This window comes from Cytobacillus firmus (assembly GCF_023715565.1).
Classification (GTDB): Bacteria; Bacillota; Bacilli; order Bacillales; family Cytobacillaceae; genus Cytobacillus; species Cytobacillus firmus_C.
This window is the reverse complement of record NZ_JAMBOJ010000005.1, coordinates 15,726-32,378: the sequence shown is the minus strand read 5'-3', so window position 1 is coordinate 32,378 and position 16,653 is coordinate 15,726. Positions and strand designations below refer to the sequence as shown.

14 protein-coding genes are annotated in these 16,653 nt (G+C 37.9%); 13 read left to right on the top strand and 1 reads right to left on the bottom strand.

The window, feature by feature from the left end; genetic code table 11:
- Positions 1–18 precede the first annotated feature (18 nt).
- The 11 genes from M3205_RS02940 to M3205_RS02890 all read left to right on the top strand — a co-directional run bounded on the left by M3205_RS02940 (position 19) and on the right by M3205_RS02890 (position 14,010).
- The gene (locus tag M3205_RS02940) at positions 19–1,023 is read left to right on the top strand and encodes an HNH endonuclease (RefSeq protein WP_251168554.1); all 1,005 of its coding nucleotides are present in this window, start codon (positions 19–21) and stop codon (positions 1,021–1,023) included.
- 302 nt (positions 1,024–1,325) lie between these two features.
- Positions 1,326–2,111 (top strand): IclR family transcriptional regulator, encoded by a 786-nt coding sequence (locus M3205_RS02935; RefSeq protein WP_095245151.1) that lies wholly within the window; start codon positions 1,326–1,328, stop codon positions 2,109–2,111.
- 84 nt (positions 2,112–2,195) lie between these two features.
- Positions 2,196–4,010, top strand: a complete 1,815-nt coding sequence (locus tag M3205_RS02930; RefSeq protein WP_179289057.1) for a thiamine pyrophosphate-binding protein — start codon at positions 2,196–2,198, stop codon at positions 4,008–4,010.
- Between the two features lie 30 nt (positions 4,011–4,040).
- A complete protein-coding gene (locus M3205_RS02925) occupies positions 4,041–5,483 on the top strand; it encodes an NAD-dependent succinate-semialdehyde dehydrogenase (RefSeq protein WP_095245149.1) in 1,443 nt (480 codons plus the stop codon).
- Complete coding sequence (locus M3205_RS02920) at positions 5,483–7,147, top strand: IlvD/Edd family dehydratase (RefSeq protein ID WP_251168553.1); 1,665 nt, start codon at positions 5,483–5,485, stop codon at positions 7,145–7,147. The genes M3205_RS02925 and M3205_RS02920 overlap by 1 nt, the downstream gene beginning before the upstream one ends.
- A gap of 19 nt (positions 7,148–7,166) precedes the next feature.
- Positions 7,167–8,201 (top strand): sugar ABC transporter substrate-binding protein, encoded by a 1,035-nt coding sequence (locus tag M3205_RS02915; RefSeq protein WP_095245147.1) that lies wholly within the window; start codon positions 7,167–7,169, stop codon positions 8,199–8,201.
- A gap of 39 nt (positions 8,202–8,240) precedes the next feature.
- Positions 8,241–9,743 (top strand): sugar ABC transporter ATP-binding protein, encoded by a 1,503-nt coding sequence (locus M3205_RS02910; RefSeq protein ID WP_095245146.1) that lies wholly within the window; start codon positions 8,241–8,243, stop codon positions 9,741–9,743.
- A 15-nt stretch (positions 9,744–9,758) separates the two neighbouring features.
- Entirely contained in the window at positions 9,759–10,742 is a 984-nt protein-coding gene (locus M3205_RS02905) for an ABC transporter permease (RefSeq protein ID WP_095245145.1), read from the top strand.
- Positions 10,743–10,759: 17 nt separating this feature from the next.
- The gene (locus M3205_RS02900; protein ID WP_095245144.1) at positions 10,760–11,851 is read left to right on the top strand and encodes a Gfo/Idh/MocA family protein; all 1,092 of its coding nucleotides are present in this window, start codon (positions 10,760–10,762) and stop codon (positions 11,849–11,851) included.
- A gap of 622 nt (positions 11,852–12,473) precedes the next feature.
- The gene (gene purU, locus M3205_RS02895; RefSeq protein WP_095245142.1) at positions 12,474–13,373 is read left to right on the top strand and encodes a formyltetrahydrofolate deformylase; all 900 of its coding nucleotides are present in this window, start codon (positions 12,474–12,476) and stop codon (positions 13,371–13,373) included.
- Positions 13,374–13,716: 343 nt separating this feature from the next.
- Positions 13,717–14,010 carry a DinB family protein gene (locus M3205_RS02890; RefSeq protein ID WP_251168552.1) on the top strand — a complete coding sequence of 98 codons (294 nt, stop codon included), beginning with the start codon at positions 13,717–13,719 and terminating at the stop codon, positions 14,008–14,010.
- Positions 14,011–14,100: 90 nt separating this feature from the next.
- On the opposite strand, the gene M3205_RS02885 is transcribed toward M3205_RS02890, so the two are convergent.
- The gene (locus M3205_RS02885; protein WP_095245141.1) at positions 14,101–14,571 is read right to left on the bottom strand and encodes a DinB family protein; all 471 of its coding nucleotides are present in this window, start codon (positions 14,569–14,571) and stop codon (positions 14,101–14,103) included.
- Positions 14,572–14,889: 318 nt separating this feature from the next.
- Here M3205_RS02885 and M3205_RS02880 point away from each other — a divergent pair, with 318 nt between their 5' ends.
- Together M3205_RS02880 and M3205_RS02875 are read left to right on the top strand one after the other, a co-directional pair.
- Positions 14,890–15,252 carry a Na-translocating system protein MpsC family protein gene (locus M3205_RS02880; RefSeq protein ID WP_095245140.1) on the top strand — a complete coding sequence of 121 codons (363 nt, stop codon included), beginning with the start codon at positions 14,890–14,892 and terminating at the stop codon, positions 15,250–15,252.
- 377 nt (positions 15,253–15,629) lie between these two features.
- The gene (locus M3205_RS02875; protein ID WP_095245139.1) at positions 15,630–16,652 is read left to right on the top strand and encodes a Nif3-like dinuclear metal center hexameric protein; all 1,023 of its coding nucleotides are present in this window, start codon (positions 15,630–15,632) and stop codon (positions 16,650–16,652) included.
- The last annotated feature ends 1 nt before the right edge of the window (position 16,653 follow it).

The window sequence follows — 16,653 nt, the reverse complement described above, 5'->3', positions numbered from 1 at the left end:
TCGGGGAAAGAGAAAGTTATGAGCCATAAACTGCAAGTGGGTGAAATGAACGCTGCCTATTTAACCGACAAAGAAATATGGGGGCACTTTAATTATATCTTTTCATCAAGATCGCGAAACTCAACAACATATAAATTCGTTTTGATTAAGTCTTTAATCGAGAATCTCTACAATGCGAATGAAAAATTGGAGCTACATTATGATTCTTTATTTAACAGTTTTTCAAGGATTTATTGGAATCTCGTCATTCATCATGATCTTAATCAGATTAATATGATGGGCAAGAAAGCAGAGGTTCAGAGCATTTTGCTTAACGTGCAATCAAAGCATCAAATCCCGAACACCTTTGTTTTCGATAAGCTATCAAACGAATTGCAAATCTTTATCGTGAATAAAGTAAAAAAGAAATGCAAGGTCAATGTAATGGGAGCGATTTATGGAGATACCTCCGGAACTATTTATGATTTTGATAATGAACAGGAAGTCCTCCGCTTTAATCCTGCTTTCTTTTCTTTTATGCAGCGCTATCAGCGCGTGTTGAAGTATATGTCCAACTATCAATTGGCTCTTTTTCTGGAAAAGTTCAATGAACAAGGAGATACTTCTCGGCTTTTACTTAAGGTTGAAAATGTCTCCAAACGTTCATCATTAGATCCTTTTTATCAAGTGCTTGCTTCTTTCTATGGGGGGAAATGCTTTTATTGCGGTAAAACTATCAAGAAGAAGGAACAAGCCCATGTCGATCATTTTATCCCCTGGAGCTTTGTTCAAGCGGATCAACTATGGAATTTAGTGATTGCTTGCACAGCCTGCAATCTCGCAAAAAATGATAAGCTGGCAACCAATATATTTTTAGAAACTCTGATTGATCGGAATGGAACCTTCCTTATTATGCCGGAGCTTAATGGAAGAGAAGACATGAAAGTATACACAAACAAAAAACTGATGGATTTATATGAACATACGATTGATAACGGATATACGGATATATGGGTACCGAAGAAGAATCATGCAGATGGTTAAGTGTATAAATATGATTAGTATCATCTCTTATGCACTCTTTTCACAAATAGAACCAAAAGTAGACAAATCGAGACACTGTCTCAATTTGTCTATTTTTTTATAAAGGGGAAAAGAAAGAATATAGTAACTTATAATACGCTAACCAGACATTCTCACCACAAGCTATAAATTCATATATAACAGAATATTTGAAAATTTTAATAAATAAGATTGACAAATAAATAAGGGCAAGTTTATTATAATTACATAAACAAACATCATAGAAACAGTTTCAATAATATAAAAAGAAAAGGAGTCTTTTGATGGCAGTTGAAAAAAAGCTCAGGATACAGTCTGTTGACCGAGTGCTTGATATATTAGAAGAAATAGCACAGGAGAAGAATGGTATTACTGTTAGCGAAATAGCAAAAAGATTAAACCTGCAAATAAGTACTACATATAACCTGTTAAATACCTTGAAAATGAGAGATTATGTTTATCAAGATATTGAAACAAAAAAATATTTTATAGGTGTTAAAATCATGAGTTTGAAAAATACCTATACAAACAATTTAGATATTCAGAAGGTTGCTGCCCCGTATCTCGATGAATTGCATAAGGAAATCGCAGAGACAATCCATTTAAGTATTAGAGTAGGCAGTCATGTAGTTCCTGTTCACCGATTAGAAGCGAAACATGCAATTCGTGTGGATAGTGAGTACGTTGGTAATAAAGGACCACTATATTGTACAGCCACAGGAAGGGCATTATTATTAAGTTTACCAGAAAGTGAGCTAGATTGTTTTCTTAACAGGATAGATATATTGCCTTTTACTGAACATACCATTACAGACATAGAAAAGATTAAAGAAGAACTGGCTAATAGTAAAGCCAGAGGCTATACTCGTGACTTTATGGAGTATCAGCAAGGGGTTTTTTGTATAGGTGCCCCTATTTATAACTACAACTCAGATGTAATTTCTTCCATAAGCGTTTCCGTTCCCTCCCTTAGATTTAGTCCTCATGAGCAAGAGCGTATCACAAACAATGTAATAAAGACTGCGCAGAAAATATCTCAACAATTAGGATATCAACAAGAATCTGTATAACAAAAAATATAAGAGTTTTATCTCTTATATTTTTTTGAAATATATAAAGAAAGAGTTTTTATAATATAAAAAGAGGTGGTATTTGTGCGATTAACTGGCAGTGAAATTATTTTAGAACACTTGATCCAAGAAGAGGTTCCTTACATTATTGGTATACCTGGTCACGGAATATTAAGTTTTGTTGATTCCTTTGTTAAACGGAAAGATAAAATTAAAAGTATTATGCCAAGACATGAACAGAGTTCCATCCATATGGCAGATGGTTATTACAGGGTAAAAAAGAAACCGCTTGCAACATATGCGTCGATAGGTCCAGGGGCGATTAATACAGCAGTTGGTCTTGCAACTAGTTTCGTAGATTCTGTCCCTGTCTTTACTGTAGTAGGGGAAACCCATACACATATGTTTGGCAGAGGGGTACTCCAGGAAATCCAAAAATACAATTGGGCAAATTCCGTTCGAGTATTTGAACCTATTACCAAAAAGAGCTGGCAGGCTACAAGAGTCGAACAATTACCCAGAATTATGAATAGTGCATTTAATGAGATGATGACAGGCAGAAGAGGCCCTGTTCTACTAAATTTACCAATGGATGTTCAAGCAGATTCGATAGACGTCACATTAGATGATTCCAGGAAAAGAAGAGTTTCAGATGACTATACAGAAATTATGGCTATACCCGGGATTGAGAAAGCTGTAAATATATTGCTAAATGCTAAGCGTCCTGTGATTTTAGCAGGGGGAGGGATCCATGCATCAAGTGCTTATGAAGAGTTGAAAAATTTAGCAGAAGCAACAGGTTCTGCAGTTTTATGCACTTTCAGTGGCAAAAGTGCTATAGAAGAAGATCATTCTTTATATGGTTGGATTGCCGGATCCAAAGGTACCCACTGTGGAAACAGTATTGCTAAAGAGGCTGATGTTATTCTTGCAGTAGGCTGCAGGTTTGCAGATGAGACAACATCCTCCTACCGAAAAGGGGTTTCATTTAATTTTCCTGATACGAAATTAATTCATGTAGATATTGATCCACACGAAATAGGTAAAAATTATCCTGTGGAAATTGGAATTGTTGGCAATGCAAAAGATGTTCTAGCCAATATGATTCGATACATTCATGAGAATCAATTAATGAAGGACTGGCAGGATTCTGATTATTATCATGAAATACAACGTAAGAAAAACGAATGGTTTGCATATATGCATAAGATTCAGAATGATAATCGCTCACCTGCAACTATTTCTCGTTTTTATAAGGAATTAAGAGAATACTTAGATAGAGATGCGATAGTTGTGACATCCTCAGGTAATAGCCAGGCACAAATTTTACAAGAGTTCCCTTTCCTTGCCCCGGGAACTAATGTCACAACAGGAGGATTTTCTACCATGGGATATGCATTCCCTGCAGCTTTAGGGGCAAAGTTAGCTGCTCCAGACAAACAGGTTTGTGCAGTAGTGGGGGATGGGGATTTTTCGATGACCCTGCAAGAACTTGCCACAGCTGTACAATACAATATTCCAATTGTAGTTATTGTTCTCAATAACTCAGGCTGGCAAGCTATTACAGACCTGCAAATTTCTGCGTTTGGTAAGGAGCGAATTATGGCAACAGAATTCAGGATGGATAATGAGGGGGAACTTTATACCCCTAATTTCGCTCAGGTAGCAGCAGGATTTGGTGTTCATTCTCAACACATCTCCAATCCTAATGAGATTAAGTCTGCTTTAAAAAATGCTTTCAAACAAAATGGACCATCGCTTATCGAAATTACAGTAAATCGTGAATATCCATATTCAGGTGGAATCTCAACAGGATGGTGGGATGTGCCAGTACCAACTTATCTTTCAGATAAACGAAAGGTTTACGAAAAAGAAAAAGCAGAAGAAAGTGTACTTTAAAATCATTAACCAAATAAGGAGGAGAACAGTTTGAGTAAGCTTTACATTAATGGAAGATGGAGTGCATCGGAAACTGGGAGGGAATTTAATAGTTATAATCCTGCTAATGGGTCTCTTTTAGATAGTGTAGCAGATGGCAATCGAGAAGATACCGCTAATGCTATCCACGCTGCAGAAGAAGCCTTTAAAAAGTGGTCAGTTGTGCCGGCTATTCAACGCTCTGATTACTTAATGGCTTGTTATGACTCGATGATTAAGAATCAGGATCTATTAGCCGAAATGATTACGAGAGAACAGGGGAAACCACTGAAAGAAGCAATAAATGAGGTAGGATATGCAGCAAGTTTTTTCAGATGGTATGCAGAGGAAGCCAGAAGAATCTATGGAGAGACCCTTCCTTCAAATGCTGCCGATAAGAGAATCGTAATATCTAGACAGCCTGTAGGAGTTGTTGCTGCGATCACCCCTTGGAATTTCCCGCTAGCTATGATTACTAGAAAGATAGCACCAGCTTTAGCAGCAGGGTGTACTGTAGTTGTAAAACCTGCAGAACAAACACCTTTAAATGCTGTAACGTTGTTTAAAGTGTTAGAAGAATGCAATTTACCTCCCGGTGTAATAAACCTCATCACGACTTCACAACCTAGAGACGTTGGAGAAGAACTGCTACACAATCCTGCTGTAAAAAAGATTACATTTACTGGTTCAACAGACGTTGGCAAGTATTTAACAAAAGAAGCTTCAAATCAGATGAAACGTGTATCAATGGAACTTGGAGGTCATGCACCTTTTATAGTATTTGATGATGCTGATATAGAAGATGCTGTAAATGGCGTAATAGCAAGTAAATTCAGAAATGCTGGTCAGACATGTGTTTGTGCAAATCGCATATATGTTCAGGAGTCAATAATGGATGAGTTCATCAGTTTGTTTGCTGAAAAAGTTAATGCATTTTCTGTTGGTGAAGGCTTCAAAAGTGAAGTGGATATTGGACCACTTATCGATAAGGACGCCATCCAAAAATCCAAAAATCACATTGAGGACGCTCTGAACAAGGGTGCGAAACTTATTACAGGCGGCAAACAAATTAATGGAGAAGGTAATTTTTTTGAACCTACCATTTTATTAGACGTAGCTGAAGATATGTATATTTGTCAGGAAGAAACGTTTGGTCCTGTTGCACCCATCCTTACGTTTAAGACAGAGAACGAAGTTATAGAGCGTGCAAATAATGTTCCATATGGACTCGCTGCATACTTTTATACCAACGATTACAGTCGCTCAATACGTGTTTCTGAAAAACTGGAGTATGGCATAATCGGGCTTAACGATGCTATTCCAGCGGTTGCGCAGGCTCCATTTGGAGGGATGAAGGAATCTGGTGTTGGACGTGAAGGAGGAAAGGAAGGTTTGCTGGATTTCCTGGAAACTAAATATATATCTATGAAATTTAAGAATGAGTGTGAGCAATAATGAAAAACAGAACATCTTATGGAGACAAGGGGTTCAGCGAGTTTTTAGTAACTGCATTTCAAAGACAACTGGGACATCATCCTGATGATTTTCAAAAGCCGGTAATTGGTATATGTAATACCTCAAGTGAAGTGAATCGTTGTCATAACCACCTTAAACCAATGATAGAAGCAATTAAAAGGGGAGTAATTATGGCGGGAGGAACTCCACTGGAGTTTCCAGTCATATCATTAGGCGAAATGTTTACTAGCCCAACAACAATGTTATACAGAAATTTGCTTGCAATGGATGCAGAAGAAATGATAAGGGCCCAACCAATTGATGGTGTTGTGTTAATTGGAGGTTGTGATAAAGTTACACCAGCTTTGCTTATGGGAGCTGTTAGTGCAGATAAACCAGCGATTATGTTTACTGGTGGTCCTATGAATAATGGAGAATATAAGGGCAAAATACTTGGTGCCTGTTCTGACTGCAGACATTTCTGGCAAGAATATAAGGCTGGAACGGTCAGTGAAGAAGAACTGAATGAAATCAATTCAAGATTGGCACCAACTGCCGGACATTGCATGGTTATGGGGACTGCAAGTACTATGGCTGCCTGTACGGAAGCGATGGGAATGATGCTTCCGGGAGGTGCGGCAATACCGGCAACTCATAACGAAAGACTATCTCATGCCCAGGAAACAGGTAGAGCAATTGTAAGACTTGTAAATGAAGATCAAAGGCCATCCAAACTATTAACTAAGCAATCTTTTGAAAATGCAATCAGAGTTTTAATGGCAATTGGGGGTTCAACAAATGCTGTTATTCATTTGATAGCAATTGCAAGAAGGCGAGGTATTACACTAAAGCTTGAAGATTTTGATCGTCTTAGTAATACTACCCCTTTTATAGGAAATATCCGTCCTGCCGGCGAGTATCAAATGGAAGACTTTTATTATGCTGGTGGTGTCAATTCAATAATAAAAGAACTCTTGTCATTGATGAGTAAAGATGAAATGACCGTTACCGGTAAAACAATTGCTGAAAATATAAAAGATCATAAGGTGGATGAAGTCTACCGCCATATAATAAAGCCAGTCCACAACCCTTTATATAAGGATGGTGGAATCGTTGTATTAAAAGGAAATTTATCTCCAAACGGCTGTATTGTTAAACCTAAAGCTGCGACAAAGAAGTTGTTAAAGCACAGGGGAAAAGCAGTTGTATTCCAATCAATTGCCGATATGGAACAACGAATTAATGATCCGAACTTGGAAGTTACAGAGGATAGTGTCCTTGTTTTGCAAAATGCAGGTCCAAAAGGAGCACCGGGAATGCCAGAGGCTGGAATGATTCCAATTCCTCGAAAGTTGCTTGAAATAGGTGTAAGGGATATGGTGAGAATTTCAGACTGTCGTATGAGCGGCACAGCATTTGGAACCGTTATTTTACATGTAGCCCCAGAAGCTGCAGTGGGCGGGCCATTAGCACTGGTTAGGGAAGGGGATGAAATTGAATTAAATATTGAAGAGAAACAACTAACTCTTCATGTAGAAACGGAAGTATTAGAGAGCAGAAGAAAAGAATGGGCGCCACCGGAATTGGTTGAAAGAGGGTATACGAAATTATATCAACAACATGTTCTACAGGCTGATGAGGGATGCGACTTTAATTTTTTATAAAAGCTAGGGGGAAATTAAAATGGGTTTCTTGATAAAGAAGTGGAATTTGTCTAGTTTGTTCGTCATTAGTCTATTAGTATTGCTATTTATATCAGGTTGTGCCAACCAGCAAAGCGAAGAAGCAACGGCAAGTAACAAAAGCGAAAACCTCTCTGATTCAGAAGATACCATTTCAATCGGGGTAAGTATCCAAGGATTTAAAGGGATGTTTACGAACTATATTCGAGCCGGAATAATGGAAGAAGCAAAAAAGCATGGGAAAAGTGTGAATGTTGTTGTTGTAGATGCTGAGGACAGAGCTGATAAGCAGATTGGTCAAATTGAAAATTTTATTAGCCAGGGGGCAGATGCTATTATTTTAAACCCGGTAGATAGAATTGCATCTGCACCAGCTGTGGATGCAGCAGTAAAAGCAGGCATACCGATCATTACTGTTAATACTCAAACAGACAATCAAAGCAAAGCAAGCGCATTTGTAGGATCTGATGATTTTGAAGCTGGAAAAATACAAATGGATTTCATCGCTAAGGAATTAGGCGGGAAAGGCAACGTTGCCATCTTACATGGGGCGATGGGGCATTCTGCTCAAATCGGAAGATATGAAGGCTATAAATCAATCTTAGAAGAAAATCCTAATATGCAAATTATTTTTGAAAACACAGCAGAATGGCAAACAGATAAAGCATTATCTATAGTTGAAAACTGGCTGGTCACAGGGAAAAATATAGATGCCATAGCAGCGAACAGCGACACAATGGCACTAGGGGCCAAGTCTGCAATTGATGCAGTGGGGAAATCTAATGACATTCTTGTTCTTGGTATGGACGCAATCCCAAATATGCTTAAAGGTATAGAAAATGGACAAATTAGTGGGACAATTTGGCAAGATGGAATTGGCCAAGGTAAATATTCTTTAGATCTAGCTGTTAAAGCAGCAAAGGGTGAAACGATTGATGACTATTTAATTCCTTATGAGTTAATCACGAAGGAAAACATCGATAAATATAAAAAAATGGCCGAAGAACGCGATGAATTATCAGAAAAGTACAATTAATTAACGGGAGATGTCATCCACATAAAGGCGGTGGTTTCAATGACAGGTCAAAATATCCTCCAAATGCAAAATATCCATAAAGCATTTGGAGGGGTAATTGCCCTAGATAATGTTTCATTTAATGTAAAAAAGGGTTCTGTCCATGCTTTGATGGGTGAAAACGGAGCGGGTAAGTCAACTCTTATGAAAATATTGTTAGGTATCAATAAGCCCGATCAAGGGACGATTTGTATTGATAATAAGGAAGTAACATGGGACAAACCATCGGATGCTTTAGCTGCTGGAATATCTATGATCCACCAAGAATTGAATCCTGTTCCGCATCTAAGTATTGCTGAAAATATTTTTCTGGGCAGGGAGCCAATTAATAAAAGAACAGGCTTTATTGACTATAAAAGGATGAACGAAGAAACCAGTCATTTACTTAAAGAACTGGATTTACAGGTCGCACCGACTGAGCTGGTAGCAAACTTAAGTGTAGCTAAAATACAGCTTATTGAAATTGCAAAAGCAATATCTTATCAAGCTCAAATTGTTGTGATGGACGAACCAACTTCAGCTATTAGCAATAAAGAAGTGGATAAATTATTTCAAATCATCCAAAAGCTCAAAACTAATGGTGTAACAGTTATATATATTTCACACAAAATGGAAGAGGTTTTTTCGATATGTGATGATGTAACTGTTCTCAGGGATGGGTCTTTCATTGGCACAGAGAGTATTCGTGAAATTAATATGAATCAACTGGTTTCTATGATGGTAGGAAGAAAAATTGAAGATGTGTTTCCTCAAGTAACTCATAACACTGGAGAGGTTATATTGAAAGCCAATAACCTCGAATCAAAAGGTCTCTTTCAAAATATTAGCTTTCAGCTTAAGAAAGGGGAAATCTTAGGATTTGCTGGACTTATGGGCGCAGGCAGGACTGAAATTATGGAAGCTATTTTCGGCTTACGTAAATTAGACAAAGGAGAATTGATCTACAAAGGTAAAAAAGTCATATTCAAACATCCGCAAGATGCAGTTAAAAACAAAATAATTTTAGTGCCGGAAGACAGAAAAAATTCAGGCCTGGTCCTAAATCATTCAATACGTCAAAATATCAGCCTTACAACCATTGGAAATTATACACAAAAAGGCTTGATTAAAGCCAAAAAGGAAAGAAGCGTAGTAGAGAGAATTATCGAAAAACTCAGGATAAAGGTAAGTAACATGGAGCAATCAGCTTCTTCTTTAAGTGGAGGAAATCAGCAAAAAGTGGTTCTAGCTAAGTGTCTTCTATCAGACCCGGAAATTATTATTCTTGATGAGCCTACAAGAGGGATTGATATTAAAGCAAAATCTGAAATATACAAGATTATAAACGAACTTGCTCAGCAAGGAAAAGGCATTATAATGATTTCATCAGAAATGCCGGAAATATTGGGGCTTAGTGATAGAATCCTCGTCCTCCACCAGGGTCAAATTACCGGAGAACTCTTGAAAAAAGATGCTACTCAAGAAAAAATACTTCAATTGGCCATGGGTAGGAACGTTTCATAAGAAGGAGGGACTAAGTTGAAGGCTAATACACATTTGGAAAGTCAAACCAAAAATATATGGTCGCAAAGTCGATTGAAGATTAAAGGTTATGCAGGTAAATACGGTATTTTAATTGGTTTTATTGCGATCTGTATCTTTTTATCATTTGCTTCACCAGTATTTTTAACCTCTGCTAATTTAATTAATATCCTAAAACAAGTCTCTATTATTGGGATTGTTTCCATGGGTATGACGATGATCATTATTAGCGGCGGAATTGACCTATCAGTAGGATCAATTCTAGCCCTTACTTCTGTAGTAGTAGCAGTATGTGCCCAAAATAGCATACCTCTTATCTTGTGTATACTAATTGCTATTGCTGTAGGCGGACTTGCAGGAATGATTAACGGATATGTAACAGCAAAAGGAGCAATTTCCCCATTTATTGTTACGCTTGGAATGATGACGGTTGCAAGGGGAATTGCTTTAATAATTAGTAATGGTATGCCGGTTTCGGGATTGCCGGAGACATTTTTCACATTGGGAAGCACGGTTTTCCTTGGTCTCCCTTTACCGGTCTATATTTTTTTCTTAATGATTTTCGTGACAACCATTTTATTGAAAAAGACGAGGTTTGGGAGACACCTATATGCGATTGGTGGAAATGAACAAGCAGCATTGGTGTCGGGTATTAATATTACTAAAGTAAAAGTTTGGGTTTATGTTATAGGGGGATTATTGACTGGTCTGGCCGGAGTAGTTCTGGCTGCAAGGGTTGGAGCAGGTCAGCCAAATGCTGCTGTCGGGTATGAACTAGATGCCATTGCAGCTGTTGTTATTGGCGGTGTAAGCTTTTCAGGGGGGATTGGACACCCATTAGGCGCTTTACTAGGTACTCTAATTATCGGGGTTATTAATAATGGCCTTGACCTGATGAATGTTCCAACTTATTATCAACAGATTATTAAAGGGCTCATAATTGTTGCTGCAGTGTTGTTGGATAAGAATAGAGCTAAATAAACAGGATAGGGGTGCCAATGTTGAAAACTATTAATGTATGTATTGTAGGCTGCGGACGGATTTCTACTCTAAACTCACTGGGGTATTTAGATCATCCAGATGCAAAAATATATGCTGTATGTGATTTGGATGAAGAGAAAGCCATGGAAAAAGCTAAAGAATGGGGGGCAGAAAAGATATATTCTGATTACTATGAAGTTCTAAACGATCCAAATATTGATGCAGTAGAGTTATTAGTTCCTCACCATCTTCATTGCTCCATGACTGTAAAGGCATGTGAAGCTGGTAAGCACGTGTCTGTGCAGAAACCAATGGCTTTAACAATCGAAGAAGCCGATCAAATGGTTGAAGCTGCACGAAAAAACAAGGTCAAATTGAAAGTTTATGAAAACTTTGTTAGTTACCCACCTTATGTAAAAGCAAAAGAATTAATTGATGCGGGGGAGATTGGTGATCCAATTTCGATAAGAATTAAACTGAACGCAGGAAAACAGGATACAGGGTGGGAAGTTACTAAAGATACTTGGTCATGGAGAATGAACGAAGAAATATGCGGTGGAGGTCCTTTGGTTTTTGATGATGGCTACCATAAATTCTCTTTAGCCAGATATCTAATGGGAGATATAGAAAAGGTTTCCGCCTGGATTGATCGAACAGATGTTATACCAGGAGAATTCTATGAAGACGCTCCTGCAATGATTATGTGGAAATATAAAAATAGTAAAAAATATGGAATAATGGACGTTACCTATTCAAAAGATCTACACATTAATACAGATTATTATGCTTGTGACGAACGAGTAGAAGTTACCGGATCAAAAGGCGTGCTTTGGATAACCAGATGTACTGCTAAAATGTTACAAATTCCTACTCTTATTGTTTACCGTGATGGAAAAACTATAAACTACGAAGATTTAAGAGACGACTGGGCCGATTCCTTCATTGATTCTACAAAGAACTTTATCGAGGCTATAAAAAATGACACAGAGCCATTACTCAATGGGGAAGAGGGAAGGGAAGTATTAAAGTTCGCTTTAGCGGCTATTGAATCCTCTAAGAGAAAACAAGAAATTAATATCGATCAATTGTTTACTCCAATTAAAAATTAATTTGTAGAGGAGTAAATATATGAATCATTTTGTATTGTTCATATTGTACTTTATTCCGATTACATTATGCTTTATTTTTATTCCATATTCACAGAATAGAGTAAATAAAAAACATATACCAGGCTTAACATTAATAATAATCTCAATTGTTTTTATGGGGTTACTATTTCTACTTAAGACCCCTTACTTCCCAATCCTCTTTTCACTAGGTGTGTCTATACTGCTTTCTGGGGTGATTGTACTTACTACTAGTTATATTAAGATATTAAAACATTAAATAAAATTTGAATCGTAGAGGAGACTTTTCTATGAAAGAATCGATCATGTGTGATCGGTTCTTTCTTTTATCTACAAAAGGTATTCACTTGTAAGCTGAATGGTTTGGAAGTATTATATGAATAATTTTAAGAGTTAAGGGAGACGCACATATTTTTTTCGGGTTGATATCACCAAATGCCACTTGATTAAATGCAGGTGAGTGGACAGTGGCCTAGATGCTTTTCAGCATTCCTCCATGTAAAACTATCCCATAAACCCAAATAAATAACTTTATAAAAAATATGCTTTTAAATCCTGAACAATAAGTCTATTATAGTAATTAAAATTAAAAAAGGAGATTCATATGATTTCATCTATTCAAGATCAACTTCAAGTATTTAGAGAAAGTCAAAAAAACAGGGGGCGGCTGCTTATCAATTGTCCTGATCAACCGGGTATTGTGGCTGCTGTATCCCAGTTTCTGTTCCAGCATGATGCTAATATTATCGAATCGAGTCAATATTCGACGAATCCAGAGGGTGGCACCTTTTTTATCCGAATCGAGTTTGAATGTCCGGGTTTACAGTCGAAGGAAGAAGAGTTGAAGAGTCAATTTAAGGAAATCGCAGAAACATTTTCAATGGAATGGAAATTAGCATTTGTTTATGAATTGAAGAAGACAGCTATTTTCGTATCAAAAGAACTTCATTGTTTACGTGAGCTGTTATGGGAATGGCAAAGTGGTGATTTGCTTACCGACATCGCTCTTATTGTAAGCAATCACGAGGAAGCAAGACAAATTGCAGAATCCATGCATATTCCATTCTTTTACATACCAGCAAGCAAAGAAAATAGAGAGGAAGTGGAAGAAAGACAGCTGCAGCTTTTAAAAGAATTTGATATTGACTTAATCATCTTAGCCAGATATATGCAAATTTTGACGCCAGCCTTTGTTGGGGCTCATCCGTTCAAGATCATTAATATTCATCACTCTTTCCTTCCTGCATTTGTTGGTGCGAGGCCATATGATCGAGCCCATCAGCGCGGAGTAAAAATAATTGGGGCAACGTCTCATTATGTTACAAACGATCTTGACGAAGGACCAATCATTGAACAAGATATCAAGCGTGTCGACCACCGGGATCATATAGATGATCTAAAAAAGAGCGGACGTTCTATTGAAAGAAGTGTTCTTGCCAGAGCGGTTAAATGGCATTTAGAAGACCGGATTATTGTTCATGAAAATAAAACAATTGTTTTTTAAGAAAAAGGATCTGTAATGAGCGCCTGTCTCTCAGTTAAGTAATGCATTTTCATGTGATCTGCCCCCTGTAAAGAAGAGAGTGTAAATAATAAAAAAGCCATAGGCAGCTTTAGCTCTATATCCCATAGGGCTAAGGCCTTTTAAGTGTTTTTGGTTTACTGCTGAAGATTTTACCGTAATGTAATGGGAAGAACTTGTACTACGATTAAAATAGGGATTAGCTTAGAGGCAAATGAGAATGAGGCAGCCATGGAATTAAAATTGCATGAACAAATCCCCCATTTTCCTTTAGATGAGCTTTGGGGGGGAGTGATCAAATTGAGCAGACATAACACTTATCAAATTGGACAGATCTTCTATATTCAAAAAGTTCAGAGTTCCAGGCAAAGTAAAGAGTTTTGAACAGACAGATGCTTATGTGTATGAAGTTCTTGAGTCGTTTTCTCAAAAAATGGATGAGGCAATCGTGCAGTCTATTCTTTGGAGAGAATCCACTGATGAGATAACCATGACTCCACGAAAACTGTTCATGCATACGGTCATTCACGAATACCACCACAAAGGACAGATTATGGCGATGGCCCGCCAGTTGGGGTATGAACCGCCAAATACAGATGTTCTGGTAACGAGAAATTAGATTAAAATATGAAAGGATGCCCCATGGTGCAGTTCTTACTGTCGAGAGGCATCCTTTGTTTCGTTTATGACGAAATTAAAATCATTTATTTTAGTTCTTTACTTCTAAATGATTAATAACCCGTTCCATCGCTTGAATATGCCCCAAATGGTTTGCCTCATGAAATAGCGCAAATTCAGCTAATTCACCAAAGGTTTCAAGTCCCAAAAATGGTTTATCCAGCTTTTCATTTAACTGTTCAGCTGGAATTTGCTGTATTCGGGCCAATTGATCCTTCAACTGTATAATGAGCTCATCTGTTTCAGGAATATCACCTTTCCAATCTGCCGGCTTAGTACCGTTCCCAAATAATTCAATATAGTTTGCAGGGAGGTGGGTTGTTTTGCGGGGAAAGCCAAACATAAACTGTTCACAGACCGTTAATACATGGCCAATATGCCAATGGATCGTGTTGTTAAAACCGTCTGGCTGTATCCTGGCTACATCCTTTGATATTGACCCGCTCTTATTAATAAAATAACCTCTTGTCTTCTCAAACTGTTTAAACACTAGTTCATTCATTTCTTTCTCCCCTTCCAAATATTCTCATCTGTTAATATAACAAAAATTTGTAAAGGTTAGGAGGGTCAATGGACTGAATTGATTTCTTTTTATTTTTTTAGTGGCGATTTTTTTATGGCAGTGTTACATCCAGCCTAGCACCGTCTTGCGCGATTGGGTAAAGCGGGAGAAATAATAGGTCCAGCTGACTAATGTGCTAAGCCCTCCAGGTTGATTTTAGCTAGCAATTTTTAATATAAACACTTTACAGATAGAATTAACTATGTTAAATTCTATTTATCTAAGGATTCTGAAATTTCAAAAAGATGGTGTGAGTGAATGAGTTGGACTGCTGGCCCATTTAAACAGGAACTGATCAAGGACTATAACAATATCAATCTTCTTTTGTTTAACATCGGTGTCAAAAGTCAAAGAGTCGAGTTTTTGGGGGATAAGATATTAATTTTCGCCAATCATAAGAGAATTCCATCTCTTAAACATTTGGACGAGATTAATCGCTTTGTAACCCGAATGACTGACATTGCCATCATAGATAGCTATAAGGAACATTTAAGAAATGTCCTTGAAGAAAAATATGGGATGAAGGTACTTTCTATATTAAAGGACTATGATCCCTTAACTGAACTTTCGGGTACTATCATTACCCTGGATCGCGATACAAGTGCCTATATTTCCAGGTAACTAAATACTGGTGACTGGTCCATTGAACTCTTAAGAGTGCATTAAAACCGTCAGTGCAAGCTTTCAGACTACCGTCTGTTTGTTTTGTGCTGACGGTTTTTTTATAGGCTGTTTTCGCAAAGTTTGTTGCTATTTATATTATATTTACTGAGTTGATTGTAGTGGAAGGTTTACTCAAGGTAGCCTATTCAACGTCCTACGGGAGTAGCGGGACAGGTGAGACCCCACAGACGCGTAGCGTCGAGGAGGCTCACCGCCCGCCCCGTGGTTCGCTGAGCATCCTCTCACTGCAATCAACGGACAACATTGATAAGCGAAAAACAACAATTTATACGAAAAGAGCCTTTTTATAAAAAAATAGAGGAGGAACCAACATTATGAAAACAGTAGAAGATGTATTGATTGCGCTGGATGAGTTGACAGGAGGAAGAGTGGTTAAATCTCTAAATGACATTACGAGAGGTGAGCATCCCTTTGTCATTATGAAGTCTTCCAACATTCCCGGAAAAGAGATCATTGAAACGCCTGGTCTTGTCTATGGTGATATGAAAAAAGAAGTCAAAAAAGTAGCAGTTGCTATGACCATGACAGAAGGATGCATCGAACTTGCCGGCGCTACTGGTGTCGATGCCATTGTTGCTCATCATCCGATAGCGGAAGCGGCTAATTCAGGTGGAGTAATCTTAAAAAACTATCTGGATTTGTATAATGTCGCCGCATTTGAATTGCATGAAGCTTTCCATGGATTACATCCCGGCATTCCTTTTTTGCACGGCCATCAGGTATACCGGACTGAGGTTTCTTATGGAGGAGTACACGGAAACATTTTTTATGCAGGGAAAGTACTCCCCGAGGTGAAAACGCTGGGTGATATGTTAACTCGGCTGGACAATTTTATGGGTCTGAAAGTTGAAGAGGAACTGTTACATACTGAAAAGGAAATACGCAATAGTCCATCTTTGTCTGAAACGAGTATAGTGACACGCGGGAGAATTGCTCATGGAGAAGAGACAAGCCCCGTGAACAATATTGTGCATATTTTCCCGCATACCGGATTTTCCCCTGAACATTTGCGCCTAGCAATCCAGGAACACCCGGAGGCTGACACAGTTCTCGCTAGCATTAGCCGGGTTTATGATGGACATCCGCTTATCGAAACAGCTAAGGAGTTAGGTCTTAATTTTATTATCGGAAATTGCCATGTATTAGAAATACTCGAAAATGGATTACCTTTAGCTTACGCCTTGGATAGGCTGCTGCCTGATGTTGAAGTAGTTGTTTTTCGGGAACGTGTGACAAGCATATCCCTAAATGAAATGGGAGCTCCTCAGTTAAAGAAATATGCAGAGGAAATGGCTGAGGGGTATCTATTGAAAAAAACGGCTGTCCATACACTATAAA